The organism is Rhizobium sp. CB2179, from assembly GCF_057653455.1.
The window spans coordinates 786,738-807,381 of sequence record NZ_CM172781.1 but is presented as its reverse complement, the minus strand read 5'-3'; the positions used below and the strand labels follow the sequence as shown (position 1 = coordinate 807,381).

The 20,644-nt window shown below is 60.1% G+C and carries 24 protein-coding genes and 2 pseudogenes; 11 read left to right on the top strand and 15 right to left on the bottom strand.

Going from position 1 to position 20,644, the window contains the following annotated elements; translation table 11 throughout:
• Positions 1–167: 167 nt before the first annotated feature.
• The gene (locus tag AC244Q_RS03955; protein ID WP_128405840.1) at positions 168–914 is read right to left on the bottom strand and encodes a glucose 1-dehydrogenase; all 747 of its coding nucleotides are present in this window, start codon (positions 912–914) and stop codon (positions 168–170) included.
• Positions 915–1,020: 106 nt separating this feature from the next.
• On the opposite strand from AC244Q_RS03955, the gene AC244Q_RS03950 reads away from it, so the two are divergent.
• Positions 1,021–1,365, top strand: coding sequence for an ArsR/SmtB family transcription factor (locus AC244Q_RS03950; RefSeq protein WP_012756466.1), 345 nt, complete (start codon positions 1,021–1,023; stop codon positions 1,363–1,365).
• Positions 1,366–2,061: 696 nt separating this feature from the next.
• Here AC244Q_RS03950 and AC244Q_RS03945 read toward each other — a convergent pair.
• A complete protein-coding gene (locus AC244Q_RS03945) occupies positions 2,062–2,511 on the bottom strand; it encodes a hypothetical protein (protein ID WP_432431714.1) in 450 nt (149 codons plus the stop codon).
• Between the two features lie 140 nt (positions 2,512–2,651).
• Here AC244Q_RS03945 and AC244Q_RS03940 point away from each other — a divergent pair.
• Positions 2,652–3,636 (top strand): annotated as a pseudogene (locus AC244Q_RS03940) (phosphotransferase enzyme family protein).
• Positions 3,637–3,893: 257 nt separating this feature from the next.
• Here the strand turns inward: AC244Q_RS03940 and AC244Q_RS03935 are convergent.
• Entirely contained in the window at positions 3,894–4,835 is a 942-nt protein-coding gene (locus tag AC244Q_RS03935) for a LysR family transcriptional regulator (RefSeq protein WP_245460414.1), read from the bottom strand.
• Between the two features lie 77 nt (positions 4,836–4,912).
• On the opposite strand from AC244Q_RS03935, the gene AC244Q_RS03930 reads away from it, so the two are divergent.
• Both AC244Q_RS03930 and AC244Q_RS03925 read left to right on the top strand, forming a co-directional pair.
• Positions 4,913–5,335 (top strand): DoxX family protein, encoded by a 423-nt coding sequence (locus AC244Q_RS03930; protein WP_128405839.1) that lies wholly within the window; start codon positions 4,913–4,915, stop codon positions 5,333–5,335.
• A gap of 44 nt (positions 5,336–5,379) precedes the next feature.
• Positions 5,380–6,252, top strand: a complete 873-nt coding sequence (locus AC244Q_RS03925) for an NmrA family NAD(P)-binding protein (protein WP_128405838.1) — start codon at positions 5,380–5,382, stop codon at positions 6,250–6,252.
• A gap of 281 nt (positions 6,253–6,533) precedes the next feature.
• Here the strand turns inward: AC244Q_RS03925 and AC244Q_RS03920 are convergent, their stop codons facing one another.
• The gene (locus AC244Q_RS03920) at positions 6,534–7,421 is read right to left on the bottom strand and encodes a LysR substrate-binding domain-containing protein (protein ID WP_128405837.1); all 888 of its coding nucleotides are present in this window, start codon (positions 7,419–7,421) and stop codon (positions 6,534–6,536) included.
• Positions 7,422–7,537: 116 nt separating this feature from the next.
• On the opposite strand from AC244Q_RS03920, the gene AC244Q_RS03915 reads away from it, so the two are divergent.
• Together AC244Q_RS03915 and AC244Q_RS03910 are read left to right on the top strand one after the other, a co-directional pair.
• Positions 7,538–8,242 carry an SDR family oxidoreductase gene (locus tag AC244Q_RS03915; RefSeq protein ID WP_128405836.1) on the top strand — a complete coding sequence of 235 codons (705 nt, stop codon included), beginning with the start codon at positions 7,538–7,540 and terminating at the stop codon, positions 8,240–8,242.
• Between the two features lie 94 nt (positions 8,243–8,336).
• Positions 8,337–8,906 (top strand): pyridoxamine 5'-phosphate oxidase family protein, encoded by a 570-nt coding sequence (locus AC244Q_RS03910; protein WP_128405835.1) that lies wholly within the window; start codon positions 8,337–8,339, stop codon positions 8,904–8,906.
• Between the two features lie 88 nt (positions 8,907–8,994).
• Here the strand turns inward: AC244Q_RS03910 and AC244Q_RS03905 are convergent, their stop codons facing one another.
• From AC244Q_RS03905 to AC244Q_RS03865, 9 genes and pseudogenes are all read right to left on the bottom strand, one after another.
• A complete protein-coding gene (locus AC244Q_RS03905; RefSeq protein WP_128405834.1) occupies positions 8,995–9,471 on the bottom strand; it encodes a nucleoside deaminase in 477 nt (158 codons plus the stop codon).
• A 125-nt stretch (positions 9,472–9,596) separates the two neighbouring features.
• Positions 9,597–10,246: pseudogene (locus AC244Q_RS03900) on the bottom strand (pyridoxamine 5'-phosphate oxidase family protein).
• A 158-nt stretch (positions 10,247–10,404) separates the two neighbouring features.
• Positions 10,405–11,460: a Cj0069 family protein gene (locus AC244Q_RS03895; protein WP_128405833.1), complete on the bottom strand. Its 1,056-nt coding sequence runs from the start codon at positions 11,458–11,460 to the stop codon at positions 10,405–10,407.
• Entirely contained in the window at positions 11,457–11,609 is a 153-nt protein-coding gene (locus AC244Q_RS03890) for a hypothetical protein (protein ID WP_164902273.1), read from the bottom strand. Before AC244Q_RS03890 ends, AC244Q_RS03895 begins: the two co-directional genes overlap by 4 nt.
• A 119-nt stretch (positions 11,610–11,728) precedes the next feature.
• Positions 11,729–12,280, bottom strand: coding sequence for a hypothetical protein (locus AC244Q_RS03885; protein ID WP_245460412.1), 552 nt, complete (start codon positions 12,278–12,280; stop codon positions 11,729–11,731).
• An 8-nt stretch (positions 12,281–12,288) separates the two neighbouring features.
• Positions 12,289–13,020 carry a HoxN/HupN/NixA family nickel/cobalt transporter gene (locus AC244Q_RS03880; protein WP_128405831.1) on the bottom strand — a complete coding sequence of 244 codons (732 nt, stop codon included), beginning with the start codon at positions 13,018–13,020 and terminating at the stop codon, positions 12,289–12,291.
• Positions 13,020–13,457 carry a YqaA family protein gene (locus tag AC244Q_RS03875; RefSeq protein WP_128405830.1) on the bottom strand — a complete coding sequence of 146 codons (438 nt, stop codon included), beginning with the start codon at positions 13,455–13,457 and terminating at the stop codon, positions 13,020–13,022. Before AC244Q_RS03875 ends, AC244Q_RS03880 begins: the two co-directional genes overlap by 1 nt.
• A gap of 4 nt (positions 13,458–13,461) precedes the next feature.
• Positions 13,462–13,740 (bottom strand): metal-sensing transcriptional repressor, encoded by a 279-nt coding sequence (locus AC244Q_RS03870; protein ID WP_024323399.1) that lies wholly within the window; start codon positions 13,738–13,740, stop codon positions 13,462–13,464.
• 72 nt (positions 13,741–13,812) lie between these two features.
• A complete protein-coding gene (locus AC244Q_RS03865) occupies positions 13,813–15,162 on the bottom strand; it encodes a cation diffusion facilitator family transporter (protein WP_128405829.1) in 1,350 nt (449 codons plus the stop codon).
• A gap of 458 nt (positions 15,163–15,620) precedes the next feature.
• Here AC244Q_RS03865 and AC244Q_RS03860 point away from each other — a divergent pair, with 458 nt between their 5' ends.
• The 5 genes from AC244Q_RS03860 (at position 15,621) to AC244Q_RS03840 (ending at position 19,624) form a co-directional block, all read left to right on the top strand.
• Positions 15,621–16,016 (top strand): DUF6894 family protein, encoded by a 396-nt coding sequence (locus tag AC244Q_RS03860; protein ID WP_128405828.1) that lies wholly within the window; start codon positions 15,621–15,623, stop codon positions 16,014–16,016.
• Positions 16,017–16,277: 261 nt separating this feature from the next.
• Entirely contained in the window at positions 16,278–17,450 is a 1,173-nt protein-coding gene (locus AC244Q_RS03855; protein ID WP_487764149.1) for a glycosyltransferase family 2 protein, read from the top strand.
• A 392-nt stretch (positions 17,451–17,842) separates the two neighbouring features.
• Positions 17,843–18,115, top strand: a complete 273-nt coding sequence (locus tag AC244Q_RS03850; RefSeq protein WP_012756453.1) for a BON domain-containing protein — start codon at positions 17,843–17,845, stop codon at positions 18,113–18,115.
• Between the two features lie 127 nt (positions 18,116–18,242).
• Positions 18,243–18,638 carry a DUF1236 domain-containing protein gene (locus AC244Q_RS03845; RefSeq protein ID WP_128408253.1) on the top strand — a complete coding sequence of 132 codons (396 nt, stop codon included), beginning with the start codon at positions 18,243–18,245 and terminating at the stop codon, positions 18,636–18,638.
• A gap of 101 nt (positions 18,639–18,739) precedes the next feature.
• Complete coding sequence (locus tag AC244Q_RS03840; RefSeq protein WP_128408254.1) at positions 18,740–19,624, top strand: DUF1236 domain-containing protein; 885 nt, start codon at positions 18,740–18,742, stop codon at positions 19,622–19,624.
• A 108-nt stretch (positions 19,625–19,732) separates the two neighbouring features.
• On the opposite strand, the gene AC244Q_RS03835 is transcribed toward AC244Q_RS03840, so the two are convergent.
• Together AC244Q_RS03835 and AC244Q_RS03830 are read right to left on the bottom strand one after the other, a co-directional pair.
• Positions 19,733–19,990 (bottom strand): GlsB/YeaQ/YmgE family stress response membrane protein, encoded by a 258-nt coding sequence (locus tag AC244Q_RS03835; RefSeq protein WP_017993268.1) that lies wholly within the window; start codon positions 19,988–19,990, stop codon positions 19,733–19,735.
• Positions 19,991–20,146: 156 nt separating this feature from the next.
• Entirely contained in the window at positions 20,147–20,365 is a 219-nt protein-coding gene (locus AC244Q_RS03830) for a hypothetical protein (protein ID WP_128408255.1), read from the bottom strand.
• Positions 20,366–20,644 lie beyond the last annotated feature (279 nt).

Below are 20,644 nucleotides of genomic sequence, written 5' to 3'. Positions count from 1 at the left end.
CTGCGGCGGGCCAATCTCCAAGACGCCGAGCTGCCAGCCCGCATTGCGGCGGGCGTGCGTCTCACCCTACTAAAGCATGCCGCGTAAAAATGTGCAGCGGTTTTGCGCGACATGCGCAAAACCAAAGACCCAAAGCGCGGGCCAAGCAAATCTGAACGCGACGCGCTTTAGCGAAAACCGCCGCTGGCGGCCAATCGTTCGCCGCTCAGCCAGCGGGCATCGTCGGAAGCGAGGAAGACGGCGACACCGGCGATATCATCCGGCTGGCCGATGCGGCCGAGCGGCGTCTGGGCGACCAGGGTCTGTTCGAAATCCGAGCCGATGACGCCGGCCGAGTGCGTGCCCTCGGTCTCGACGATCCCTGGCAGGATGGCGTTGACGCGGATCTTGCGCGGGCCGAGTTCCTTGGCAAGCACGCTGTTGATGCCCTCGACGGCTCCCTTCGTCCCGGTATAGACGGCGGAGTCTGGCGGCGCCAGACTGGTGACCACCGACGAGATGTTGATGATGCTGCCGCCCTCGCCGAGATGCTTGACCGCTGCCTGGCTGGTCAGGAGAACACCGAGAACATTCACGTCGAACATGCGACGATACTGTTCCTCGGTCACCTCACCGATCGGCGCGAATTCATAGACACCTGAGTTGTTGACCAGCACGTCGAGCTTGCCGAACTCCTTGACCGCAGCATCGACCAGCCCCTGTGCCTCACCGGCCTTCGAAACATCGCCCTGCACCGCGATGGCTTTGCCACCGGCCGCGCCGATCGCCTGAACGACGGCGTCAGCTCCCGCCTTGCTCGAAGCGTAGTTGACCACCACTTTTGCACCTTCAGCCGCGAGTGCCTTGGCAATCGCAGCGCCAATGCCCTTGGAGGCCCCCGTTACGACAGCGACTTTTCCTGTAAGCTTAGCCATTTATCGTTCCTTCAGATCTGGATAGCCGCCGGATTGGCAGACTTGTTCCATAGTTCAGAAATTCGGAACTGTTGATCTCAATGTCAAGGGACGCTATATAAAATTCATGAGACCGCTCTTTCACCCAGCCCTGGAGGACATCAAGCCCGAGGCGATCCTCTATGCGCTGTCCGATCCGGAGCGCGTTGCCATTTATGCAAAGCTTGCCGGCGCCGGCGGTGGCGGGACGTGTTCTGCGCTTGCCGATCTCGGCGACCGCGTCATTCCAAAGTCATCGCTGTCCAACCATTTCAAGGTGCTGCGCGAGTCCGGGCTGATCATGAGCGAGCGCCAGGGTGTGGAGATGCGCAATCAAACGCGCTGCACCGAGTTGGACGAACGTTTCCCAGGCCTGATCAGGGCCATCCTGACGGCTTACGGCCAGCTTCCCGGGCAGCCGAAGGCGGACTGATAGCCACTAGAGCATAATCCCCGATTGTGAATGACGGCGCAGGTCGAAGCTGCTTCAAGATCCACTTTGGAGAGGTGGATGATGGCACGAGTCTTGACCGATGATCTTCGATTGCGGGTGTTGAAACATGGGCTTCAGTGGTAGCGATGGCGAAGCTGGACTCAACAAGACTTCAATTTTAGCGGGGAATGCATTGCGATATACGATCATTATTCTGAGCGTTGTAACGGCTCTAGCGTCGTGTGCTACTTCACCCTATGACACCCCAGAGATACGCCGCGTCGGGTCAGCCGGGAGTGCATTGGGCAAGTGCTTGGAGCGGACCACAAAATCGTATCTTGTTTCAAACAAAGATCCGCAAAAAGTCGCTTCAATGCTTGATAACTCATGCATGGCGGAACGAAAGGCAATGTCGGATGCTAAGCTCGCGGCTGGTCTGCCGGTGGATTATTTCGACTACGGAAAAGGTCGACACGAAGTCTCATTATGGTGGGTGCACTTTTTACAGTAGACCCACAATAAGCGGTCAACAGCCATCAACCTCTGCATAAAGGTCAACTCCTGAAACTTATGGCAGCAATCTAGGTGCTTGCAGGCGACACGAATGGTCGCATAGATCCAGTCGCCGGTTCCACCGACGACGGAGTTGGCCCAGGCTTTGCCGATGATCGACGAGATTGAAGTCGGCGGCCTACTTTAATTCTTGATCACATTGATGTTGACGGTGACGTCCTTGATGGTCCCCTCGCCGTAGGACACCCTCACCTTGTACATGTCACTTCCAGAATAGCCGCTGTTGGAAGTATAGTATTCCGACACGCCTAGAGATTTCCTGGAATTGCATTTAATGCGGATGCCATCCTTGTAATTTGAATAAATATTCTCTTTGACGAATTCAACCGAGCCATGCGCCGGGGCTTCCACCAACTTTATATTGGCGATTGTTGCAGCCGTGCAGTCTTCATTCAAATTGTAGGACTGGCCCATCTTTGTCCGCTCTCCACTCAGAGCCCGACTGTGATCCGCAGAAATAGCAACACCGTTTTGCGTAGTGACACATCCCGACAGAGCTAAAATGATGGAAAGCACAGAAATCGAAATAGAGTTTTCTTTCAAAAATCGCGAAGCCTGCATTTTGTTTTTCATCTCTTGGTTTTATTAATAGCGCCATTCAGCTTATCCAATCAGCAGCCTATTGCAATCGCACGTGCCTGCGGCCGCCACCGCCTTCATAGTCTTTTCACCGCGGAAGCAGCCTGCCAGCAAAGCCCGATGGTACAGCGCCCATGCTCGACTTTAATCCGCTCTATTCGACCCCGCAGGTTGCGGCCATCGAACAGTTCATCGATCGGCATTATCCGCTTGCCGGGCCGGTTTCCTGCCGGTTGCTTCAACGCGGCCTGAATGATGTGTATCTTGCCCTCGCAAGCAACGGCGAGCGGTATGTATTCCGGCTTTCTCATCGCCGCGCCCGTGGCCCGGCCGACGTCAAGACCGAAACAGCGTTCCTGGCGCACCTTGCGCAATCGGGCGTTCCCGTCGCCGCAACCCATCCCGACACGCGAGGGCAGCTTGTTCGTTGAGGGACAGGCGACGGAGGGCGTGCGTCAGGCCGTGCTCTTCCGGGCGATCGAGGGTCGCAAGCCGGATGCGACGGATGCCGGCGATGCACGGGCCAACGGCAAGACCCTTGCTTTGCTGCACAACGCCGCCGAGACATTCCAGCCGGAGGGAGCGCTCTATCGGCTCGACCTCGACCACCTGCTGCATCGGCCGCTTGCCCGCATATGCGACAGCGGCGTCGTGGAAGACGCGGACGTCCGCAGCGATCTTGAAGACATCGCTGCGCGGACCGCAACGGCGATCGAAGCCTTCGGCGATTTGACGTGGACTTATTGCCATGGCGACTGTCACGGCTTCAATGCGCGGATCAACGATGCCGGCGAAGCCGTGTTTTTCGACTTCGATGATGGCGGTCCGGGATACCTCGCCTACGACCTGTCGGTGTTCTTGTGGGCGCACACATCCTTCGGCCGGCGGTCGACCGCCATGTGGGACGCCTTCGTCGATGCCTATCGGGCCGTCCGGCCGATCACGCCAGCCGACTTTGAAGCCGCCCACCGCTTCGTGATCGTCCGCCACATCTGGCTGATGGGCGAATATGCCAGCCGGGCACAGGAATGGGGAAACGAGACCGTCGGCTGGATTGCCCGGGAAGCAAATTTCCTCAGGAGGTGGGAGACCGAGCGATGTATCGATCGGCTGCTCTGAATTCAGCTCTGCTCGGCAGCCGGAGGATCGGCGGTGCGTCGGCGCAGTCGGCAATCGCTTCGACCTTCGCCCAGTCCTGGTGCAGGTAAAGCGACGCCCGTGAAGGTCGATGTATGGGACTTGTCGGGGATATCAGCACTTAGGGGCCACCGGCCCGTTGGCCCTAAGCGGACTTTTTTCGTTATCGAAGGATAAGGTTGTTTTGCGCCTTCTCCTCGCCGTTCTCGGGCAAAGTGGGTCGTCCCGAAATCGGCCATCTATTCCAGATACGGCGTCAGCACATCTTCGATCCACTTCATGAATGCGCGGACTCGGCGCGACAGATTGCTCCGATGTGCTACGATGAGGGACACGGGGAGCGCCCGGCGACGAAAATCGGGCATGATCTCCACAAGCGCTCCGCTCTTAAAGTATTGGCCAATCCCCAAGAGTGGCGCCTGAATCAAGCCAAGGCCGGCGAGGGCAGCGGCGTCGTAGGTCTGCGCACTGTTGACGTGCAGCGCACCTGGCAACTGAAGCGTCGCGTAGCTGTCGCCGTCCGGATATTCCCATCCGTAGGGTCTTGCGCCCAGCATCGTCGAAAAATGAATTGTCCGATGTTCCTGACGCTGGAGATCTTCCAGCGATCGAGGGATACCATAGCGCGCCAGATAAGCCGGACTCGCAGCGTTGACCATGCGCAACAGGCCAAGCGGGCGAGAAACCAGCGTTTCGTCCCTGATGGGTCCAAGCCGCAATACACAGTCGAACCCCTCTTGAACCAGATCGACTTGTCGATCCGTACTCGACATTTCCAGCTCCAAGTCGGGGTGAGCCGCCATGAAGTCAGGCAAGGCCGGCACGATCGTTGTGCGCGCCACCTCGGTCGGAAGATCGACCCGTAAACGCCCGCGGAGTGCCACGCGGTCGCCAGCAAACATCGAGTGTAAGTCATCGACTTCAGCAAGCAGATCGCGGGCACGGGAATGAAATGCGCGTCCATCCTCCGTCAACTGCACGCTGCGCGTGGTCCGATGCAGGAGCCTGACACCGACATCTTCTTCCAGCTTCCGGACCGCCGTGGAGGCCCGCCCCTTATGGATGCCCAGGCTGTCGGCCGCGCGGGTGAAGCTCCCCATTTCGGCTACCGTTATGAATATGAGGATGGGTTCGAGGTTTTGCATTTCACGCTTTGATATTGTTTCATTCTGAAAGAACAATGCGTTCTTTTTGGCAGTATTTATCACATGTGCGAGGCACAGTAAGCTCCGGAAAATGAGGTTCCCCACCGGAGAAAGTGTCCGAAACCATGAAACTGCATCAGGTGCCTAAAGCAGTGACCTTGCATCGCGCCCTGTGGGCCGGCCGGATCATGAGCGCGTTTGTCGTTATCGCTCTGGTGGCAGACGGCACTATTCAGCTTTTCGCGCCGGCGCAGATCGCGAGCATGTTGCAGGAAACAGGGTTCGCGATGGATCTAACCCAAGTCGTCGGTCCGATCATTCTCGCCTGCGCCATCCTCTACGCCATCCCGGCCACCGCCGTCCTCGGCGCGATCCTGGTGACGGGCTTTTTGGGAGGCGCGATCTGCGCCCATGTCCGCATCGGTGAGTTCGGGTCGCCGCCGGAAATCATTTCGCTGCTTCTGGGCGCGATGACTTGGGGCGGCCTCTATCTGCGCGATCCCCGCATCCGGGCCATTCTACCGCTCGTTCATTGAACCAACCGGGACAGTGCTCTGTCCCTCAACATCAGGAAAAACGCATGTTTTTAGTAATGGGAATCACGGGAAACGTGGGCGGCGCGACGGCAAGGCATTTGCTAGCGCAAGGCAAGAAGGTGCGCGCGCTGGTCCGCGACCGCGAGAAGGCGGTTAACTGGGCGAACCAGGGCGTGGAACTGGTTGACGGCGATTGGAACGATTCGGCAGCCATCGAGCGAGCGCTCAAAGGCGTCGAAGGCGCGTTTGTCATGCTGCCCCCTGTCTGGGCGCCGTCGCCCGATTACAAAGAAGCAAAAGGCGTGATTGCAAATTATGTCGAAGCGCTCGCTAAGGCAGCGCCGCCGCGAGTGGTTGCGCTTTCGTCAATGGGTGCGAACAGAACCACCGGGCACGGGGTAATCACGGCCTTGTCGCTTCTGGAGCAAGGTTTTCGCGACCTGATATTGCCAGTCGCATTTGTGCGCGCAGGCGGATTCTTCGAAAATTTCCTTTTCGGCTTGCAGGTCGCGCAGGGCGGAACGCTACCGGTCTTCTACAATCCGACAAACCGGAAATCGACCATGGTCGCGACGAACGACATCGGCGTAGAGGTCGCAACCCTTTTGACCGGATCAGCGTGGTCAGGGCAGCGCATCGTCGAGATTGGTTCAATGGTCACTGCGGATGAAGTCGCGGAGCAATTGGGCGAAGTCCTGAATCGCGAAGTGAAAGCCTTTGCAATCCCGCGTGCAGGGTGGGCGGAAGCGTTAGAGCAATTCGGCATCCCGAAGGGCCACAGCGGGCCCGCCGAAGAAATGTACGAGGCCGTGAATGCGGGATGGATGGACCTCGGGGTCAAGGGTACGGAGCATGCAGCGGGTACGAGGTCTGCGCGCGATGTATTCGAGGCTGCACGGAATGCCCCCAGGGCGTAAGTCGGGGACGGACAAGCCTCACTACCCGCTGCGTCGGACGCGTAGCGGGAACCACTCGACAGTTCAAGTCAACACGAGGCGCGTCTACGCCCGCCCAGTCTTCTGACTCTCGGAATTGCGGACTTTTTAAAGTAGGAAAAGTCCGCAATTCGCGTCTTTCCATTTCATAGCGGCCCGGCTGCTGTCGGCCCCAGATCCATTCCTTCACGCGCGGCCAACGACTGCTCCTGGCGCAATCCTGCCGCAGTTGGTTCATTCCTTGAGCGATGGCTGTCCGACAATCAGCTCTGCACCTTTGACCGCAGCCAGTCCTGAAGCTTTTCCACCGCGTCAGACTTCCGATATCGCGGCTTCACCAGATAGAAGTGCGACCGCGCTCTGAGGGCGCCGTCGAAGACTTGCCTCAGCCTGCCCGCCTCGATGTCGGTCGAGACGAAAGCGCGGGTTGCCGTAGCGATGCCCTGCCCGGCGATGGCAGCTTCGATCGCGTGCGATGTCTGTGAGAAGCTGATGCCCCGAAACAGCGTGGGATCGCCGCCGCCGAGGAAGCGATCGATATATTCGGGCCAGGCATTATGGGCATCGTGAAGCAGCGTGTAGTGCGAGAGTTCTTCGGCGTTGTTGGGCTCGGCTCCCACGGCGACGAGACTTGGGTTGCAGATGGCAATGATCTCCTGCTCGAACAGCAGTTCGGCGGCAAGGCCTGGACCGAAGGGAGGGCTGCCATAGCGGACGGCAAGATCGACGCCGTCGAGCTGGAAGCTGGAAATGCGGTCCGTCGCCAGGATGTGGAGATCGAGATCGGGATGCCTCGAGGTGAAATCCGGAAGACGCGGGATCAACCATCTCGAGGCGAAGGTCGGCGTCGTGCTGACCACCAGTTTGACCGGCTGAGGCTTCAGGTTCGCCGTCGCGTTTGAAAGCAGTTCGAAGGCGCGCCTGACGTCGGCGACGTAGCTTCGCCCCTCGCCCGTCAGCGCCAATGACTTCGGCAGGCGCTCGAACAACGTCACCCCGAGTTCCGCCTCCAGCCCCCGCACATGCTGGGCGACGGCTCCCTGGGTGACGCCGAGCTCTTCGGCCGCGAGCCGGAAGTTCAGATGACGCGCCGCCACGTCGAAGGCCTTGAGCCCGTTGAGGGATGGAAGATTGCCGATGGACATGGACATTCGATAGTTTTTCTACTGGGACATTTTAAGAAAACTGGTTCGTTCCCGCTTGGGACCCATGGTATTCCAAGGATGAACGCCCGGCAATGGGTGCAAACCGAGTAGGGAGAGCGACGATGACAGTAGAAAAGGTAGCGATCATCACGGCTGGCGGCAGTGGCATGGGTGCGGAAGCCGCGAGGCGGCTGGCGGCCGATGGCTTCAAGGTCGCCATCCTGTCCTCGTCGGGCAAGGGCGAGGCGCTTGCCACCGAACTGGGCGGCATCGGCGTCACCGGCTCGAACCAGTCGAACGACGACCTGAAGCGCCTGGTCGACGCCACGATGGAGAAATGGGGCCGGGTCGACGTCCTCGTCAACAGCGCCGGTCACGGTCCGCGTGCGCCGATCACCGAGATCACCGACGAACAATGGCATACCGGCCTCGACGTCTATCTGATGAACGTCATCCGTTCGGTTCGACTGGTCACGCCGATCATGCAGGCGCAGAAATCGGGCGCAATCGTCAATATCTCCACCGCCTGGGTGTCCGAACCGTCGGCGATGTTCCCGACATCGGCGGTCTTCCGCGCCGGGCTCGCCGCCTACACCAAGATTTACGCCGATACCTATGCGGGCGACGGCATCCGCATCAACAACGTGCTGCCGGGCTGGATCGACAGCCTTCCGCCGACGGAGGAGCGCCGCGACAGCGTGCCGATGAAGCGCTACGGCACCAGCGCCGAAGTGGCCGCAACGATTTCCTTCCTGGTTTCCGAAGGGGCGGGTTATATCACCGGCCAGAGCCTCAAGATCGACGGCGGCCTTACCCGGTCCGTCTGACAGGATCGCTTTCAACGCCAAGGAGAACAGCGATGGGCTTCAACTGGAACGTCAAGGCCGGCGAGATGAAGAAGGCTGAGGCGGAGGCGACACGGTGAACCTCGCCGAGGTCGATGCATCGGCCTGGGCCGAGCTGGAAGGTGCTGCCGCCGATCCGCAGTCGGCCTTCCGTTACCTGAACCTCTGTTCGGTCGACGCCGGCGGCCGGCCGCAAGCCCGCATGGTGGTGCTGCGGCGCGTGGATGTGGGGCGGCGCCTCCTGGAAATCCATACGGATGTCAGAAGCCCGAAATGGCAGGAAATATCGGCCAATCCTTTGGTCACCATCCTCGGCTATGGCCCGCAGCCGAAAGTGCAGCTTCGCCTGCAGGGATCGGCCGAACTCCATGGACCGGCAAGCGAGTGCGCGACTGAAGCCTGGAGCCTGCTGCCGCGATCGACGCGCAGCACCTACACGGGCGGGCCGCCGGGCGACGACATCGGCGAGCGGCCGGCAAGCGAGGATAGGGCCGCAGACGCCGATGGACGGGCCTTCTTCGGGGTGCTGATCTTCCGGGCCGAGACGCTGGACTGGTTCCAGCTGCGCCACGTCGACAACCGACGCGCAGTCTTCGCCTACGATCATCTGGGCGCGCTGACCTCCTCCCGCTGGGTCAATCCCTGAACGCCAGACGACGTAGAAGCCGCCGATCGCTTTGTGATCGTCCGCCGCATCTGGCTGATGGGCGAATACGCACGTCGGACGAAAGAGGCTAAACCTTGCCCAGATGCTTCGGCCAGAATTCCTGATGGACTTCGGCGGCTTCGTCTTCGAGCTTCGGGTCCGGGCCGACCACCGTGACGATGCGTGCGCCGGTTTGCAGCACCGCCCGGCTCGGCACGTTCAATCCGATCCCGGCGATCTCGCCAAGCCGCGTTTCGGAGCATGCAAACACCATGCGCCCGATGCCCGACCAGTAAATCGCCCCGGAGCACATCGCGCAGGGTTCGGTGCTGGTGTAGAGCGTGCAGCCGGCGAGAAAAGCAGTGTCGTAATGCTGCGCCGCCAGTTTAACCAGGTTCATCTCGGCGTGGTTGGTCATATCGTGGCCGGTGAAGACGCTGTTTTCGGCGCGCAGGATGACTTCGCCGTCCTTCACCAGCACCGAGCCAAACGGTTCGTCGCCGTTTGCCACAGCGGATTTCGAGAGCGCAATCGCCTCGCGTAAAAACGGCTCGTGGTTTTCCATCAAGATTTCCCCCAAACGCTAGAGCGGGACGATCTTGTCTTGAATCGATGGGTTTTCCAAGGGTTGCAGATCGGATTCAAGATGCTGGCGGGGAAAGAGACCGGCTTGAAGCCCGCGCCGGGCAGCTAGTAAAGTGTCCTTCGGTAGGCTTGTTCCAGGTCTTCGTCCATCTTCCGCATTTCATCCCCGTCCTTCGGCGCCCCTGTCGTCTCGTCCAGAATGATCTTTATCAGCGAGGGCATCTCCGTGCGGTCCTGGAAATGTTCCGGGCTCCACAGGTGGGACCGTCTGAACGCCTTGGCGCAATGCATGAAACTTCGCTTATTTTGACGATGATCGCGAGTTTCGGCAGACGATCGGCAACGCTCATGCTCGTCAACAGTTGAGGATCGTTGGTCAGGCTTGCCCGGCCGTTGACGCGCAATGTGTCGTCGAAACCGGGGACAAGAAACAAGAGTCCGACATTCGGATTGGCGATGATGTTGCTTAAGGTATCAAGACGATTGTTGCCAGGTCGATCCGGGATCGCCAGGGTGCGCTCGTCAAGAACCTTGACGAACCCCGGAGGGTCACCGCGAGGACTGACGTCGGCCTTTCCCTCCGAACTCTGCGTGCCGATGCAGAAGAATGGCGAGCGCCTGATGAATTCCTGCGCGTGCTCGCCAAGGGAATTCTGACACTTCACGATTGCCAGAGCGTGGGTCGGCTCGAACAGCGCCCGAAGCGACTGTTCATCAACGATGGCAAAATCTGGACTGAGTTGCAAACCCGTCATGATCCCCTTCCGAAATCCCATTCACTCCCTGGCCGAACTGTAGGCCCGGAACCCTGGCCCCGCAATGCTCGTCTCCGCCCGTCAGGCAGGTGAATGATGTACGTACCTCAAAAGGTGTACATCAGTTGATATGCGGGATCAATGCGCCTGAGACAGAGTTACACCGCGGACCGGCGCGGCTGCGACGCGATCGCGCGTGCAATCTCCGCAGGGGCTTCGTCGGGAATGGCGAAGACGGAACTGACGTTGATCTCGCAGAGAACGTAGCTGTCGTTGCCTGCAGCGTCTGGTGCCCCGTAGAGGAAATCGGCGTCCCAGATGATCGGCAACGACGCTGCTTCGATACCAAGCGTCGACATCATTTCCGGCGTCCACTCCTTTTCCATTCGTGTCCTTAAAGAATGGAATGGTTCTGCGGATGCCGGATACATGATCCGTGGACTAGGCTGAAGTGGTTCCCGGCCAGGTCTTGACGGTGGCGTCACCAGCGCCTTGACCAACTGTTGTCCGAAGCCCACGACCCTGCTTCCAGACATGTAGCAGCGGATCATGCCCTGAGGCAGGCGGGACTGAAACGGCTGATCGACGATGCAGCCACCCTCCGTGAAGTAGGCTTCGCAACGGCAAATGAAGTCTGAAAGATCGATGGTTTCAGGGACACTGCCTGATTTCGCTTCCAGCACACTGATCAAGGTCGCACCGTCGGCGGGCGCTCCCATCAGTTCGACCTTCCAGATACCTTGTCCGCCGTTGCCGCGGTTCTGCTTCAACACGCGCGGCCCGGCGGCCAGGAATGTTGGAACGAACGCCTCGCGGAAGCCTGCCGCGGTGCGATAGAGACGGGTGTCGACGCCCCAGCCGATATGCCTGGTCTCATAGAGCACCTCCTTGACGCCCATCTTGAGGATCACGTCCGGGTGCGCGCTTACAAATCGGCCGGCTTCCGCCACCTTTCGCAGAAGCGGATCGAGGATCTTTCTCGTCTTTCCGTTGTCGAGAGGGTTCACCCAGACAAGCACGGCATCGACCGCAAGAAGCTGTTCGAGAACATCCTCGGCGAATTCTTCGTCGAAGACGGCTGGCTCCGGCGCAAGACCGACTGCCGCGAGTTCTTCGAAGATCCGGTGGAAGCGGTTGTTCTGTGGCGTGGCCGCTCGCCGGGCTTCCCGGTCGCCGCGCCAGACAATCGCAATCCGTGGGGGCGCGTTCTTCATGGAACCAACTCGAACGACTGGCGATAGGCGAAGACGCCTCGACTGAGCTTGCGTCCCTGCCGGCAGCAGACGTCTACCAGCGTCTGGGCGGCGGGCGTACCGACGATCCGATTGAGCTTATCAGGTTTGATTTCAAGAAATGACGACATGACGACGCGTCCTCCGTTGGTGCGGGTTCAAGGACGCGATTCTTCGGCCGTAGCCTCGTGGGGCGATCGCTGCCCCATGATCCGAAATTCTCAAAGCAGGATCGCCCTGTCAAGCGGCTTCAGTTTTCAATCCGCTGCTCGGCGATGACGCTCGCCACAACCTCGTCGGCGCCGTTCGGATAGATTGGAAGGTCGAGCGTTAGCGCTTCCTTCACGCCCTCGCGCTCGATCGCAAAGAACTTCCGCACCCGCCCTTGTCCCTTTTGCTCTCCAGAAGCCCGCGCTGCTCCTGTCGAGGCGAAACTCAGTTCGAATGCGGCCGCGTCGGTCCCAGCGAACGCCATGGTGCAACTCTCGACGGTCTTTGGACCAACCGCCCCACGTGCGACCACCACGGCCTCGAAAGGAGAAGTGCCGTCCGAATTCACGAGCCAGCCTTGGAAGGTCGCTGGTTTCCCGAGAGGCTGAATGCCCATCGTCATGTCGTCCGCCAGATCCGGCCAGCCGCTTTCCCTAGCGAGTGCGACCGCCTGGTCGTAGCGCGGCCCGAGTTCGAGGCACCGCTCGGCGAAACGCTGGAACGGCGACTTCGTCTCCTCGCACTGGGCGCCGCTTGCCGCCGCCAGCAGCGCCGCAGTCGCGCCAATCAGCACCATTTTTGTTCGACGCATCATTGCCCTCATGTAAGTGCCAGCCAGTTCGCTATCTCGACCGCAGCGACGGCAACCAGCACCAGCCCCGCGAGTGCACCCGTCGCACGGGATACGGAACCCAGCAGCCGCGGCCACGTCCTCATCAGATAGGCGATGCGGTCTCGGAAAACCACGGTCAGGAGGGCGACCACGGAGAGCGTCAGCCCGACGCCAATCATCATGGTGAAGGCGAACAGCAGGCCGGTGACGACGACCTGGTGGATCATGGCGAAGGTCATCACGAACAGGGTGAGCGGACACGGCACCAGCCCGGCTGCTACCCCCATCAACAACCCTTCGCCCTCCGCATGCGCGTGATCGTGCCGGAACAAAGCCGACGCCAGCATCCAGAGGCCGATGACGCCTAACAACGCCCGGCTGACGACTTCGAGGGTTGGAGACGATCCGGCGTCGACGAAGGAATGTGACACCAGCGGCAGGGCGAGAAGCGCGATGAGGACTGCCATCGTCACGTGCGTGAAGGAAAGCGCGAGCGATACAAGCAGCGCCCGGTGCGCCCTGGTGGAGGATCCGGCAAGGTAGGTGGCAAGAACGGACTTGCTGTGGCCGGGCGTCATTGCATGGACGGCGCCGAAAACGATGCCCATCGGCAGGAAGGCGAGGAACGAGGCCCAGCCTCCGCCCGCAGCAAATTCCTTTATGTGGCCGGCGAAGGCGAGGTAGATGTCACGCTGGACGTCGACGATCTGCTGGAACATCACGCAAGCCCCGTCGTCGCTGCGGCAAGCACGAGATATCGCCCTACTTTGGCGATGGCAACCAGCACCAGGAAGGTCGGCAGCGGCTCCCGCAGGACGCCGGCGATCACAGTGATCGGATCGCCGATGATCGGCAGCCAGCTTGCGAGCAGCGACCATTTGCCGAAGCGGCGATACCAGCCCTGCGCACGGTTGAGCGCTACCGAGCCGATCGGAAACCATCGCTTTTCCCTGAAGCGTTCGATGCCGCGGCCGAGCAGCCAGTTCGCCAGCGCGCCGAGCACATTGCCCAGGCTCGCGACGGCGAGGAGCCAGAAGGTGGAAAACTTCTCGGTTAGGAGAAGGCCGACGAGAACGGCTTCCGACTGCATCGGCATGATGGTCGCCGCCCCGAGCGCCGCGGCGAACAGTCCGAGATAGGCCAGCAGGTCGGCCATGCCGTCAAAGATACTTCGTGATCGTCTTGAACTCGTCGATGGACTGCCGCTTGTCGCGCGGCAGGGCGCCAACCGTCTCCTCGAGGCAGTGATCGAGATGATCCTGGATCAGCGTCCGCTTGGCGTTGATGATCGCCTTCTCCACCGCGGAGAGCTGCTGGGCGATATCGAGACACGGCTTGCCTGCCTCGATCATCGTGATGACGCTCTTCAGATGACCCTCGGCCCGCTTCAGGCGCTTGACGATCTCCGGATGGGTGGCGTGGGTGTGAGGTTCGGTCATCGTGTCCATGTTCTCGATCCTTCCGAGGAGAAGGGCGCTCGACCTTACGCCGGGGACCGCCTCCGCGACAAGTCAGTGATGATGGCCTTCCGGCTCTTCCATTCGAAACGGAAGGTCGTCGACTTCGACGCCTGCCATGAGCTTCAGCACCGCGTCGAACTCATGAGGCTCGGCCGGAGCGACATTGCTGATCAAAGCGTGATGATCGGCCGGCGAAGGGAGCAGCGGCAGCCGCTCAACAAGGCCATCGCGGGCAATTTCCACGACGGCCTGAAGTCCCCTAGCGTGTTTCGAAATGAAGAGCCGCATGCGTTCACCCTCCGGCGTTTCGACAATCTCCAGCACTCCGGTCGCCAATCGGGAACTCACCGTGAACGCCGCCGGTGCGTGGTGATGCCCGTGGCCGCGATGGCTGGTGGGCGCTTCGGCGGCTGCCTCGGCGATCTGGATGGTCGCCGTACCAAGCGCCGGAAGATGTGCGTGAAGCTCATTGCGAAGCGTGGCCACGATGGCGCTGGCATCCGCGACGGGCTTGTCGCCGCTGACCGAGATCGTAACGTCGGCATGGAGACGGTGACCGATCCAGCGAGCCTTCACGTCCGTCAGACCACCGATGCCCTCGACATGCTCTGCTGCATGACGGATCTCGTCGGTGATGCCGGGCTCGACGCCGTCGAGGCTCCGCGTGATAACGGCGCGCGCCGACTGCCAGACGATGCCGAAGATGGCGATCGTGATCAGCAGGCCGATGATCGGATCGGCGAGCGGAAAGCCGAGCCAGACCCCGACGGCGCCGAGCACGACGGCCAGGCTCGTCAAACCATCGGTGCGGGCGTGGTAGCCGTCGGCGATCAGCGCGGCACTGTTCATCTGCCTGCCGACGCGGATGCGGAACACCGCCACCGCTTCGTTACCGATGAAGCCTACGATGCCGGCCACGGCCACCGCCAGAAGCTGGGTGATCGGCTGCGGGTTCAGCAGGCGGTCGATTGCCTCATAGCCGGCGACGATGGCGCTGAAGAGAATGATCAGCACGATCAGTATGCCGGCAAGGTCCTCGACCCGGCCGAGGCCATAATTGAAGGTTTTCGACGGCTTCCGTCTGACCAGCGTGAAGGCGATCCACAGAGGAATTGCTGTGGCGGCATCGCCGATATTGTGGATGGTGTCGGCCAGCAGTGCCACGCTTCCCGAAGAAAAGACGACGACAAGCTGCAGCGCCGCGGTGATCGCCAGAATGACGAACGACCACTTGATCGCCCAGATGCCGCGCTCGGATGAAGCGATGCTGGGATCGACGACACCGTGCGTGTGACCATGGCCTCCGGCATCTCCAAGCGAGTGGCCGTGCGAGCCGTGACTGTGGCCATGGGACTGACCGCCTTGACCGAAACCGAACCATTCCCTGACGCTGGCGAACATTGCAGACCCTTGACTGATGAAGGCGTCTTCCTATCCCCCTGGTAGGGATGCGTCAAGTTGGTTTCTTGTGCAACAAGGGTCAGGAGAATCCAGGCCGGATGGCGCCGAGGGAAAGGCGGACTTAAGCCCGGCTGGCGAGGCGGGTTTGAGACCCTCGGTTGGTTTTCACTTATCGCTCCGTTCGCTGCACTATCTCTCGGGCTCACAGCCTTTTGTCATCTTGAACGCTGGAGAGACGTCGTCTCTCCACGCGCGAGACCAATGGAGCACAGCGGCCCATCCGATCCGCCGTGAAGCAGAGTTGCCACGCGCTTCTGACTGACGATTCCTGTCTCTGATTCCGGATCGCGATCCGCCCCTCCAAGCTTTGTGGTGGGGCCGCTCGAGCGAGTGTACGGTTTTGACCGAAACTTCTGAAGCAGATCCGCGTTAATCAGCACCTGTGAAGGAGGTGTACCTTGCTGACGCTGTATTTTCATATCACGCACATGGAGGGCTCAGTATTGGAAACCGAGGGCCAGGAGTACCCGGATCTTTATGTCGCAACTGCAGAAGCCATGGAGAGCCTTCAAGAACTGGTCGCAACGGCTCTTTTGTCCAGAAGGCAAAGAATTCCGCTCGGCATCGCAATCTGCAGCGAGGAGGGAACGATCCTCCGCGAGGTTTCCGTCAATGCCGCCGTCCCCGAGACAGCCCAAAGCCACCAAGCGAGTGTTTCCACTCCGCTAGGTATATGCGCCAGCTCGGGAAGCAATGCGGTCGGCGAGAGTAACGGGCCGGGCCGGCCGGGGGCAAGTTTGATACCGCGACCCTTCGATGCTGTCGTGCGGCCCACTCCTTCGGTCGAAAATTAACTTCCCCGCCACTCGCGACGGGGCTTTCTTTTTGGAGGTTGATTGGACGCATGTTAGAACACCCGAAGAAAAGGGGCGGTCGCGGTGGCAAGTTCATCCGGAACGCCCACTGCGGCCACCATATCTTCCCTTCCTTCCGCGCGAGGGCATTTGCATTGGACGAAAGTTCATTTCGGGTCGCCCGAAATTGGAATAGTGCGTGACTGAATAGCCCATCATCAGAACGAAGAGAATTATTGTTGGCCGAATGAGGGATCTGGAATGCTTTTCTCTTCAGACACGGATCGGAGGGACGTTCGTCATTTCAACGGGCCGCTGGTTTCGGTGGTCATCCCGGCCTTCAATGCTTCCCGTTATATCGAACGCACACTTCGATCCGCCGGGCGCCAGACCTACCGGAACCTGGAGATCATCGTCGTCAATGACGGCTCTACCGATGATACGGCAAGGGTGGTCGAGCAAGTGGCGCTGGCAGATTCGCGGATCCGCCTGCTGTCCACGCCAAACCGCGGCGTTGCCGCAGCAAGGAACACCGGCATCCGGGAAGCAGCAGGTCGGTTTGTGGCATTTCTTGACGCGGACGATCTCTGGCATTACACGAAAATCGAAAAGCAGGTGAATGCGCTCAATCGCTTAACCCCACAGTGGGCTGCGGTTTATGTGCTGCATTACATCATCAATAGTGACGACGAGATCCTTCGCTCCTGCCGGCCCGATGCCGCCAGAGGATATATCTTCGCCCGGCATCTGACTTTCAAATATGTCGGCAACGGAAGCGCGCTTCTTGTCCGTCGGGATGTCGCGCTCGAGATTGGCGGATTTGACAGCTCATATGCAGCTGCAGGAATTGGCGGCTGCGAAGATCTCGACTTCGAACTCAAGCTGGCCGCGCGCTATCAAATCGAAGTCATCCCCGAACGGCTGGTTGGATACCGGCAGTATCCCGGCAACATGTCGTCCAATCACCTGCCAATGGGCCGAGGCGCACTGGAAGTTATCAGGCGTTCGCTGGCGGCAAACCCTCAACTCCCCCAATACGCAACCCGAAGCGCAATCAACGCCACCCAGAAATACGCATTTTGGGAGTTCCGCCAAGCCAGGAACACGTATCTGTCACTTGTGACGATCTGGTCGATCTTAAAAAGCGAACCATCTTTCGTGGTTCGGCTTGCATTCGAGAAGTGCCTGCGCCTGAGACAACACTGTCATCGTCTCGTGAGGACAACAGCAACCGGTCGTGATCCACCGCGAGTGAACAGGTCGAAATTCGACCAGCAAATCGTCCCTTCGTCTGTCGAACGCCCGGACGAGACCGCGCAATCTCGACGTCACCTGATGCAGTTGACGGAGGTGGATGCCGAGCTGCATTCAACCCTTGAGCCCGTGGCGGACCGGCTCGGCCAGATGGCAAAATCACAAACCCGGTCTTTGTAGCCGGAGGCGAAATCAGACATTTGGGTCGACATCAGGATGGCGCCAGAGCGCCCAGCCTTTGCCGCTTGTCACAAGCATCAGAGGAGCAAAGTCCTCGCTTTCGCGCGCTTCCCTATGACCGACCGCCTGCATTCCTATTCATCGCCTCCTTGCCGAGCTCGGACGCTCGACACTGGTCGATAAATTCAAGCGTCATCAGGGAGGTTCTGACTGGAGTCGGCAACATTGCTAGAACCTCCCTGACGTCCTTTCAGCAAGGATCAGGAGAATTTAATGCGGATCGTGCCGAGGGAAAGCCGGACTTAAGTCCGGCTGGTGATGTCAGGGCACGCCGCTCATATCTAATGCGAGGTAATGTGTACGTCCGTGGAGGGGCGGAACAGGAGGAGAAAATGAAGTTCGGCCCCGATAACTACAATCACGAAGAGCGCTGCTCGCAAGGCCATAGTTCGGCATCCACGATCGCCACAATCGAAGCAGCCCTCTCCGCTGATCCTGAGATCGACAGCAGTGCCATCGAGATCAGGATGCTCGGTCCTGTCGTCCTGCTTGAAGGCTTTATAACCAAGGCTGTGGACCGCGACAAAGCCATCTCGCTTGCCGCGATGATCGTCGGCTGGGAGAACGTCCACGACCGAATGCTCAGCCGTTTTCCCACGCAGTAGGCGGGCGAATCCTACGCTAGGACCAAGGTCGGACCGGCCCCGGCATGAAGTCCGACGTCTGGAACACTTCCTCGATCTTTCGGTTTGTCTCCGCAGCGGAACCATCCGCATCCAAGGAGGAAAACAGATGAATATCAAAGCACTAGGAATCGCCGCAGGCATCTTGTTGGCATCGACCTCTGCCTTTGCGCAGTCTTCGACGGTGACAGGAGCAGTAGGCGGTGCTGCAACGGGTGCGATTGTCGGCGGCCCGGTCGGTGCTGCTGTCGGCGGCATCGTCGGCGGCGTGGCAGGTAGCGTCATCGATCCGCCGCCACAGCAGGTGTTGACCTATGTTCAGCAGGCTCCCGCCCCGACCACGCGCGTCGTGGTGAAGGAGAAGGTCGTCGTCGGACAGCCCCTGCCGGAGACCGTGGTCGTCACACCAATTCCCGACGACCCGAAATATGCATACGCGATCGTCAACGATCAGCGTGTCATCGTCGAACCTTCCTCCCGGAAGGTCATCCAGGTCATTCAGTGACCACGTGCGGCTGACGCCGCCCCCTATCAACAGTCAGGGCACGCATGCGGCGCATGAGAATGCGGGGCGGCATCGCGTGCCCGAAACCTCGGAGATCGATCATGAAAAGCAACCATCTCACCATGCTCGTAGCAGCGTTGTCACTCAGCGTATCGCCGCTTGCCACACTGCCCGCGGCGGCCCAGCAGGACACCAAGAGCGGCGGCCAGGCCCAGTCCGGTTCGCAGACGGGCACGGACGCCGGTTCGCAGTCCGGCTCCAGCGTCACCGGCACCGGCGCCGACTGCACCCCCGACGCTTCGGGAGCCTGCCCGCAAGGCAAGGGCCAGTCATCGCAGCAAAAATCGGGTCAGGGTTCGGACATGAAAAAGAGCGCCGAACAGCCTTCGAACGATAATTCTTCGACAAAGGGAAGTGCCTCCGGCAAGGCTTCGACAGAAACCAAACCCGGATCCCAAGACGCCGGCGGCGCCACCACGACCGAACAGAAGCCCGCCGCCAAATCCGGCAGCAGCGATACAAGCGGCTCGGCCACCTCAGGCACGAAGAGCAGCACGCAAAATGCCAAGCCTGCAGAGGGCTCGGGCAACGCCGCCACCACGCAAAGCGGCGATGCGTCGAAACAGTCGACCGATCAGAACTCTTCGACGACGAGCAAAAGCTCTTCCGAAACCAAGGTCAACAACAACACCACGACGAACAATCAGACGTCCAACACCAAGACCAACGTCAACATTTCCGTCGAGCAGCAGACCGAAATTCGCACAGTGGTGAAGGAGGTCCATGTTGCGCCGGTGAAGGAAGTGAATTTCACGGTCTCCGTCGGAACGACGATCCCGAAGAAGGTTCGTCTCGAACCGCTGCCGCCACGCATCGTGAAGATCGTTCCGCAGTATGAAAGCTACCGCTTCTTTATCCTTGCAGACGGCCGGATCGTCATCGTCGATCCCGATGCCCTAACGATCGTCTATATCATCGAGACCTGACAGAACGTCCCGGCGGCGTTTTGCGCCGCCGGAATCCCGGGAGCAATCAGGCGGGCTAACCCGAAACGTAATGAAGGCGGCCGGTTTGCGGGGCCGCCTTCTGTTTGATCAGGCCGTCCGCCTGACCATTCTCGCAATGGCGATCAGGATGCAGGCTCCGATGAAGCCCGCGATCAAATAACCCAGCCATCCGCCAAGCACGACACCGAAGAGCGAGAGGATGAAGTTGGCGACGATGGCGCCGACAATACCGAGAATGATATTCATCAGCACGCCCATGTTGCTCTTCATCAGCATTTCGGCGAGCCAGCCGGCAATGCCGCCGATGATGATTGCGGCGATCCAGCCGATACCTGCACTTTCCATAGCAATTCCCCCTTGTGAATTATGAGCGGCCGGCGGGCTGTCACGTCTCGCAGATCAAGCTAAACCGATCGCCAAGACTATAACCTTCCGCGGCGCCAGTTGGTTCCATAAGCCCCGCCCCAACAGGCCGCGCGCCCCTCCCCGATCGGCTTCACGTCACTTGTCGGCCGCCGGCCAATCGTTCGCAGGCTCTTCTATCACAGCAGCGTCGTCCTCCGCAGGGTCAGCATCGCGCTCAAGGGCTGCGCGCAGATTGCCGATCTCCCTGATGATCGTATCGAAAACGTCCTGCTGCCTGGCCCCGGCCATAACGCAGTCGTCGACGAGATCCTCCAGCTTCGCGCGAAGCCCGACCTTCCAACTATTCTCGCTCATGCCCTCTCCTCCTCTGATCGATCCACACGGAGCATGGTCGCTCGCCCGTTCGATCGCCTTTGATGGCGGGCGGCGGTTTCCGCGCTCAGGCGACAGTGAGCGATGTGTGGCCCTGGTTGACGGTTTCGATCCTCGCGAAATCCTGTTGTCCGGGATGAGATCGCGGCGAACAGGTAAGGTGCTCGCCTGGCATTTCGTTGCCCGCACCGAGAAATCGGAAAAACCGGTGCGTTCACCATCTCCGTCACGTCCGATTGGCACGCCGCGACCTCAGCGGAT